This is a genomic window from Streptomyces sp. HPF1205 (genome assembly GCF_020400825.1).
Classification (GTDB): Bacteria; Actinomycetota; Actinomycetes; order Streptomycetales; family Streptomycetaceae; genus Actinacidiphila.
Genome location: NZ_JAINVH010000082.1, coordinates 1 through 3,983, shown reverse-complemented (window position 1 = coordinate 3,983; position 3,983 = coordinate 1). Strand labels below are relative to the sequence as shown.

The window sequence follows — 3,983 nt, the reverse complement described above, 5'->3', positions numbered from 1 at the left end:
GCGGCTCTTTGCCGCCGGTCAGCTCCCGTACCAGCTCGGTCACCGCGGGCATGCGGGTGGAGCCGCCGACCAGGATCACCTGGGCGATGTCGGAGACCTGGATGCCGGCGTCCTTGACCGCGTTGTGGAACGGCTCCTTGCAGCGCTCCAGCAGGTCGGCGGTGAGCTGCTGGAACTGGGCGCGGGTCAGCTTCTCGTCCAGGTGCAGCGGGCCCTCGGCCGACGCGGTGATGTACGGCAGGTTGATCGTGGTCTCGGTGGCCGAGGAGAGCTCCATCTTGGCCTTCTCGGCGGCTTCCCGGAGCCGCTGGGTGGCCATCTTGTCCTTGGTCAGGTCGATCCCGTGGTGGTTCTTGAACTGGGTGGCCAGGTGGTCCACGATCCGCTGGTCCCAGTCGTCGCCGCCGAGGTGGGTGTCGCCGTTGGTGGCCTTGACCTCGACCACGCCCTCGCCGATGTCGAGCAGCGAGACGTCGAAGGTGCCGCCGCCCAGGTCGAAGACCAGGATCGTCTGCTCCTTCTCCTTGTCCAGGCCGTACGCGAGGGCGGCCGCGGTCGGCTCGTTGACGATCCGCAGCACCTTCAGCCCGGCGATCTCGCCCGCCTCCTTGGTGGCGGTGCGCTGGGCGTCGTTGAAGTACGCGGGCACGGTGATCACCGCGTCGGTGACGTCCTCGCCGAGGTACGCCTCCGCGTCCCGCTTCAGCTTCTGCAGCACCCGGGCGGAGATCTCCTGCGCGGTGTAGCGCTTGCCGTCGATGTCCCCGCTGTCGGGGAACCGCCACTGCGTCTCGCCCATGTGCCGCTTGACCGAGCGGGCCGTGCGCTCGACGTTGGTCACGGCCTGGCGCTTGGCGACCTCGCCGACGAGCACGTCGCCGTTCTTGGCGAAGGCGACGACGGAGGGTGTGGTCCTGGCCCCCTCGGTGTTGGTGATGACGGTGGGCTCACCGCCCTCCAGAACACTGACCACGGAGTTCGTGGTCCCGAGGTCGATACCGACTGCGCGCGACATGTCAGCGTGCCTCCTCCGCTCCGTCCCGAGGGCGCGTCCAGGGCGCCTGCCGACGGATCGCCTACCCTCCCTTTCGTACTAAATCGCCCGTCCGGCGTTGTCAAAGCGGACGTGCCGGGACGTGGGCGGGCCGGCGGGAAAGCGCGGAGCCCCGCCCTCGGGTGAGGGCGGGGCTCCGCCGCGGGCCGCCGGCCACGCGGGCGGCCGGCGGGTCACGCGGTCAGCGGTCGGCCGTCGGGGTGACGGCGGGCCGCCTCGTCAGTGCGCGTTCTTGCGGCGCCGGGTCAGGTAGACGGCTCCCCCGCCGGCCACCAGAAGGACCGCTCCGCCGACCGCGAAGATCGTGGCCTGCGAACCGTTGCCACCGGTCTCGGCCAGGTTGCCGCTGCCCGTGGTGACGGAGGCGGGCTTGACCACCGAGGTGGTCGGCCGGCCGGTGCCGCTCGACGAGGGCGAGGGCGACGCGGTGGCGCCCGCCGGAGCGGTCGTGGTCGCGGAGGCCGTGGGGGTGGGCGAGGTGGTGGGCGAGGTGGTCTCGCTGGGCGTCTCGCTCGGCGTCGCGGACGGACTCGTGGTGTCCGTCGGCGTGTCGGTGGGCGACGCGGGGGTGGTCGGCGTGTCGGTCGGGCTGCCGGTCGGCGACACGGTGGGCGTGTCCGTCGGCGTGGCGGACGGCGTGTCCGTCGGCGTGTCCGAGGGCAGCACCGGCGGCGTCGTCGTGTCCGACGGGGTCGGCGACGGGGACGTGCAGACCGAGCCGCCGTTCCAGTACGCGATGAGGTTGTACGGGGTCAGCGAGTCGTTGTAGTGCGGCAGGGCGTGGTCGGCGTCGCTGCCGTCGTACTTGTTGCCGTTGCCGTACAGGTCGATCTGGCCGAAGCAGGGCGGCAGGCTGCCGCTGACGTCGAGCGTGTGCTCCGGGTTGTCCTTGTTCAGGACGGTGGTGTCCCAGCCGAGGAAGGCCTGCGTACCCGAGGTCTCCCAGGTCGGGCCCTCCGCGCTGTACGAGGCGAGCGAGACCGCGTAGTCGCAGCCCTTGCGCACCTCGCCCTGCAGCCGGACGGTGATCTTGGCCGGCGCCGGGTCGCCGATGCGGCCGCTGCCGATCCAGGTCTGGCCGCCGTCGACCGACACCTTGATGCGCAGATCGCCGCATCCATGGTCGTGGCCGCCGTGCGCCTGCGCTGTGCCGATGCCGGCCACCGAGAGGGCGGCCGTAAGGGAGCCCAGGCCTATCGCGCCTATGGCTCGTCTGGTGAGTGAACGTCGCACTGAGAACTGCTCCCTGAACGCCGGGCGGCGCTCGGCGCACGCGTGGGGGCGGCCACTCACGCGCGAGGCGCGTACGAAGGTGCCCGCTGGCCCGCGAGCGACCTCGCCGCCAAAGTGTGGGGTTCCACGGCCTGCTTGGCCGGGCGGTTGAGTATGGCGCGACTGTAGTGCCTCTGTACAGTGGGGTAACGCCCGGTTCGGGCACCCTTGGCGCGGTATCACGGCATGTGGGTTCCAGAATTGACAGCCCGTCAACCACAGGCGCCACAGCGTTTCACCGCCGTCACAGTCCCGCCGGGACCGCGGAGCCGGGGCCGCCGGGCCGCCCGCCCGAAGCCCTGCGAGCCGGGGTCCGAAGCCTCCCGCGCCGGCCCCCCTCGGGCCCCTCCTCCGCCCCTCCCTCACGCGTCGGAACAGTCGGGACGAGTACCGAATGTTTCGGAATCGGAGCCCCCTTCCGTGATCTTGAAGTCGTGAATACATCGCGCATTCATCCCATCACTTGACCGGGTAAGCGGCTGCGAGCAGGGGATTCTCGCGCACGCCAACTCACCGTCACGAACGACGCTTTCGGGATCCTTGCCGAAACTGTTGACAGTGCGACAGCCCCGCTCAACACTGTTCGCCGTCGACAGACCCGAAAAGGCTGCCGACCCGGGTCGCCCGCCGGCCCGGTACTCCCGGTCGCCGCGCGCACGGCGCCGGGCCGCAACCGGCTTTGTCGAACGGCGCCGACGCGCGGTCGCCGTCACCTCCTGGCCACCACCGGCCCCACCGGGGCCGCGCCATGCCGCCAGGTCCCCCCACCAGCCCTCATGAAAGGGATGCGCGTACATGAACGACGCCCCACGACACCCTGAAAGCCGACGGCGCGGCTCGCGCCGGTCCGCCGGACCGCTCAGGTCCCTCCGGTCGTTCCGGCTGCTCGTCAGCAGTGCCTGCGCCCTTGTCCTGGTCGGCGTGGCCGCGCTGATCCTGCCCGGCACCGCCAACGCCGACACGGTCATCACGTCGAGCCAGACCGGTAACAACAACGGCTACTTCTACTCCTTCTGGACCGACGGCGGCGGGTACTCCTCCATGACCCTCGGCTCCGGTGGCAACTACAGCACCTCGTGGAGCAACGTCGGCAACTTCGTGGCCGGCAAGGGCTGGAGCACCGGGTCGAGCAACCCCGTGACGTACTCCGGCTCCTTCAACCCGTCGGGCAACGCCTACCTGTCGCTGTACGGCTGGACCACCAACCCGCTGGTCGAGTACTACATCGTCGACAACTACGGCTCCTACCGGCCGACCGGCACGTACAAGGGCACGGTCACCAGCGACGGCGGCACGTACGACATCTACGAGACCACCCGCTACAACGAGCCCTCGATCATCGGCACCGCGACGTTCAACCAGTACTGGAGTGTCCGGCAGTCCCGGCGCACCGGCGGCACCATCAGCGTCGGCAACCACTTCCAGGCCTGGGCCAGCCACGGCATGAACCTCGGCAACTTCAACTACGAGATCCTCGCCACCGAGGGCTACCAGTCCAGCGGCAACTCCAACATCACGCTCGGCAGTTCCTCCGGCGGCACCACGGGCGGCACCACCGGCGGTACGACGGGCGGTACGACCGGAGGCACCACGGGCGGCACGACCGGAGGTACGACCGGCGGCACGACCGGCGGCACCGGGGGCAGTTGCACCGCCT

3 protein-coding genes are annotated in these 3,983 nt (G+C 70.4%); 1 reads left to right on the top strand and 2 read right to left on the bottom strand.

The window, feature by feature from the left end; genetic code table 11:
- Both K7G61_RS35610 and K7G61_RS35605 read right to left on the bottom strand, forming a co-directional pair.
- On the bottom strand, positions 1 to 1,015 hold a 1,015-nt coding region (locus K7G61_RS35610), incomplete at its 3' end, for an Hsp70 family protein (RefSeq protein ID WP_225851299.1).
- Positions 1,016 to 1,273: 258 nt separating this feature from the next.
- The gene (locus K7G61_RS35605) at positions 1,274 to 2,287 is read right to left on the bottom strand and encodes an LAETG motif-containing sortase-dependent surface protein (protein WP_225851298.1); all 1,014 of its coding nucleotides are present in this window, start codon (positions 2,285 to 2,287) and stop codon (positions 1,274 to 1,276) included.
- An 834-nt stretch (positions 2,288 to 3,121) separates the two neighbouring features.
- Between K7G61_RS35605 and K7G61_RS35600 the strand changes: the two genes are divergently transcribed.
- Positions 3,122 to 3,983, top strand: an 862-nt coding sequence (locus tag K7G61_RS35600) for a glycoside hydrolase family 11 protein (RefSeq protein ID WP_225851297.1), incomplete at its 3' end; no start/stop codon positions are given.